The organism is Sphaerisporangium dianthi (genome assembly GCF_042654065.1).
In the GTDB taxonomy this organism is placed as follows: domain Bacteria; phylum Actinomycetota; class Actinomycetes; order Streptosporangiales; family Streptosporangiaceae; genus Sphaerisporangium; species Sphaerisporangium dianthi.
Genome location: NZ_JBHSFP010000089.1, coordinates 1 through 3,962, shown reverse-complemented (window position 1 = coordinate 3,962; position 3,962 = coordinate 1). Strand labels below are relative to the sequence as shown.

The 3,962-nt window shown below is 72.9% G+C and carries 1 protein-coding gene; it reads right to left on the bottom strand.

The genetic code is table 11. The features are described from left to right. Window positions 1-3,962 (bottom strand): SDR family NAD(P)-dependent oxidoreductase (locus ACFO60_RS40665; RefSeq protein ID WP_380852852.1); only part of this gene is annotated, 3,962 nt, incomplete at both ends.

The following is a 3,962-nucleotide window of genomic DNA, read 5'->3' as shown; positions in this document are numbered from 1 at the left end:
TTCACCGCCGAACCACGCAACACCGCCAACACCCGACGCCCATTACGCCGCGCATCCGACAACCGCTCCAACAACACGATCCCGGCGCCCTCCCCCAACCCGGTGCCGTCCGCACCCTCCGCGAACGCCTTGCACCGGCCGTCCCCGGCGAGACCGCCCTGACGTGAGAACTCCACGAACGTGGCCTGGGTCGACATCACGGTGGCGCCACCCGCGAGCGCGAGCTCGCACTCGCCGTTGCGCAGCGACTGCGCCGCGAGGTGCATCGCCACCAGCGACGACGAACACGCCGTGTCCACCGTCACCGCCGGCCCCTCGAAACCGAACGTGTACGAGATTCGGCCGGTCGCCGCGCTCGGGGACCCCGCGGTGGCCGCGTAGCCTTCGAGCCGGGCGGGATCGCCGGTGAACAACGTCGCGTAGTCCTGGGGCATCAAGCCGGTGAACACGGCGGTCCGGCTGCCCCGCAGCGAAGCCGGATCGATCCCCGCCCGCTCCACCACCTCCCACGACACCTCCAGCAGCAACCGCTGCTGCGGATCCATCGCCAACGCCTCACGCGGCGACACACCGAAGAAACCCGCGTCGAAATCGGCCGCACCGGCCAGGAACGCGCCCCCGGCCGGGTACGTCGCGTCCGTCGGGGTGGGACCGGGCGCCCACCCGCGGTCCACGGGGAACGGGTCGACGACGTGTGTGCCCTCTTCGACGAGACGCCAGAGATCGCCGGCGAACCGGACGCCGCCGGGGAACCGGCAGCTGATGCCGATGATCGCGATCGGCTCGTCGGCAGTCGCCTGGTTCCGGGGGGTGGCGGCCACAGCCGGTTCGGAGGCGACCAGCTCGGCGTGCAGGCGGCCGGCCACCGCCACGGGGGTCGGGAAGTCGAAGACCAGGGTCGCCGGCAGCCGCAGGCCGGTCGCGACGGCCAGGCGGTTGCGCAGCTCGACCGCGATCAGCGAGTCGACCCCCAGGTCGGTGAACGCCCGTGCGGGGTCGACCGTCGCCGGCGAGTCGTGGCCGAGCACGGCCGCCAGCTCGGTTCGAACCAGAGCGCGCAGGATGTCACGCTGTTTGGCCTCAGGCAGGCCGGCCAGGCTCGCCGGCAGACCGTGCTGACTGCGGCCGGCACGCCGCCGCCTCCGGGTGGTGACCAGCCCGCCGAGCACCGGGGAGGGCTCGGGCAGGGCGGCGACCTTCGCCAGGTCAAACCGGACCGGCGCCAGCACGGGTTCGTCGTGGCCCATCGCGGCGTCCCACAGCGCCAGCCCGTCGTCCTCGGACAGCGGGATCACACCGGTCCTGGTGAACTGCCTCGGGTCCCGGCGCGAACCATCCGCCAGGTTGGTCCACGGTCCCCACGCCAGGGAGGTGGCGGGCAGTCCTCGTGCACGCCGCCAGTGCGCGAACGCGTCGAGGAAGGCGTTCGCCGCCGCGTAGTTGCTCTGGCCCGCACTGCCGACGATGCCGGCCGCCGAGGAGAACACCACGAACGACGTGAGGTTCAGGTGCTCGGTCAACCGGTGGAGGTTCATCACCGCATCGACCTTGGGGCGGAAAGACGTGGCCAGCTGCCCCGGGGTCAGCCCGGTCACCACCGCGTCGTCCAGCACGCCGGCGGTGTGCACGACCGCGGTGAGCGGGTGCGCGGCGGGAATGGCGTCCAGCACCGCGGCAAGCGCCGATCGGTCGGCGACGTCACAGGCGGCGAGGGTGACCTCGGCACCGAGCTCCGTCAGGTGTGCCGCGAGCTCACGCGCACCATCGGCGGCCGGTCCGCGCCGGCCTGCCAGCACGAGCCTGCGGACGTGGTGTGCCGACACCAGGTGGCGGGCGATCTTCACGCTCAGTGCCCCGCCGGCGCCGGTGATCAGCACGGTTCCCTCGCCGTCCACCGCCGGGCGGACGGCCGCCGGCCCGGTCGCCGTGCGTGCCAGCCTGGGCACGTGGGCGGTGCCCTGGCGGATGGCGAGTTGGGGTTCACCGCTGCGCAGTGCTGAAGGCAGCGCGCGGTACGACCGTGGGTCGTCGTCGATGTCGACCAGCACGAACCGCTGGGGGTGCTCGGTCTGCGCGGACCTCAGCAGGCCCCACAGCGGAGCCTGCACGAGATCGGGCACCTCGTCCGCCCCTGCCGCGACCGCGGCACGGGTGACGAGCACCAGGCGGGACTCCGACAGCGTGTCGTCGCCCAACCAGGACTGCACCACTCCGAGCAGGCGTTCGGTCCGCGCACGGGCCGCCTCCGCCAGGTCATCGACGTCGGCCGCGCGGTTCGATTCCGACAGCAGGACAACGTCCGGCGCCGAGCCCCCGGCGTCGATCGCCGTGCGGACCTGTGAAAGGTCCCGGGCGGTTGCGACCACCATGCCCTCCCGTCCGAGGACGCCCGCGAGATCGGTGTCGTCGCCGTCGTCGCCGTCGAGAACGACGCACTCGCCTGTCAAGGCGGCGGGCTCACCGGCGGACGGCGGCAGCGCGGTCCACGCCACCCGGTACAAGGAGTGCCCGGCCCGGTCGCGCACGCGAGCCAGTTGCTCGGCCGACACCGGCCGGAGGGCGAGCGACTCGATGGTCAGCACGGGTGCACCGGTGTCGTCGCCGACCGCCAGGCGCACCGCGTCCAGACCTGCGGGGGTGATGCGCACGCGGAGGCCGGTACCGCCGTCGGCGTGTGCCGTCACGCCTGACCAGCTGAACGGCAGCCTCGCCCGGCCGTCACCGCTCCCCCCGGCACCGGCCACCGCGATCGCGTGCAGCGCCGCGTCGAGCAGCGCGGGATGCAGGCCGTAGGCACCGTCGCCCGTCGGCGGCTGTTCCGTCTCCGGCAGGCTGACCTCGGCGAACACGTCGTCGCCGAGGCGCCAGGCCGACCGCAGGCCGCGGAACAGCGGTCCGTAGTCGAGCCCGTCGTCGGCCAGCCGCTCGTACAGGCCGGTGAGCTCGATCGGCGACGCACCCGGGGGTGGCCATGTCGTCAGGTCGTCGCCCGCAGCGTGGGGGCCGTCGCCGGCCAGCACGCCGGTGGCGTGGCGTGTCGGGGCCTGCCGGTCCGTGCCATCAGCCGGTTGGGAGTACACGCTCAGCCGGCGGCGTCCTGCCTCGTCCGCCGGCTCGACGACCAGCCGCAGGTGTACGACGTCCTGACCGGTCAGGATCAGCGGTGCTTCCTGTGTCAGCTCGTCCACCCGCCGACAGCCGATCTCGTCGGCCGCGCGTACGGCCATCTCCAGGAAGGCGGCGCCCGGCACGAGCACGGACCCGAGCACGCTGTGATCCTCGAGCCACGGGTGGGTGTCCAGGGACAACCGGCCGGCGAACAGCCACACATCCGACCCCGGCACGGTCGTGGCGGCCGTCAGCAACGGATGCCCGGTGGGGTCGAGCCCGAGGTCGGCCACGTCGCGCAGCCCACGAACACCCGGCGGCAACCAGTAGCGGCTGCGCTGGAAGGGGTAGGTGGGCAGGCCGGTCGGGCGGCCGGTGGGGAGAAGGGCGGCCCAGTTGACCGGTACACCGCGCACGAACGCCTCGGCCAGGGAGGTCAACATTCGCGTCCTGTCGCCGTCGTCCTGGCGCAGCGTGCCGACGACCACGGCTTCCGCGGCGGCGTCGCCGAGGCTCTCCTCGATGCCTATGGTGAGCGTGGGCCGCGGACTGATCTCGATGAACTTCCGGTGCCCCATCTCCGACAGCTGCTGGACGGCGGTCTGGAACCTGACGGGCTGGCGGAGGTTGCGGTACCAGTAGCCGCCGTCCAGCTCGGCGCCGTCCACCCAGTCCCCGGTGACCGTGGACAGGAAAGGTACCTCGACCGAGCGTGGCTCCACACCCGCCAGCTCGGCCAGCAACTCATCCCGCAACCGGTCGACCTGCGCCGAGTGGGCGGCGAAGTCCGTCCCCTCCAGCCGCCACCGCATCAACCCCGCCACCGACAGACGACGCTCCAACTCCGCGACGGC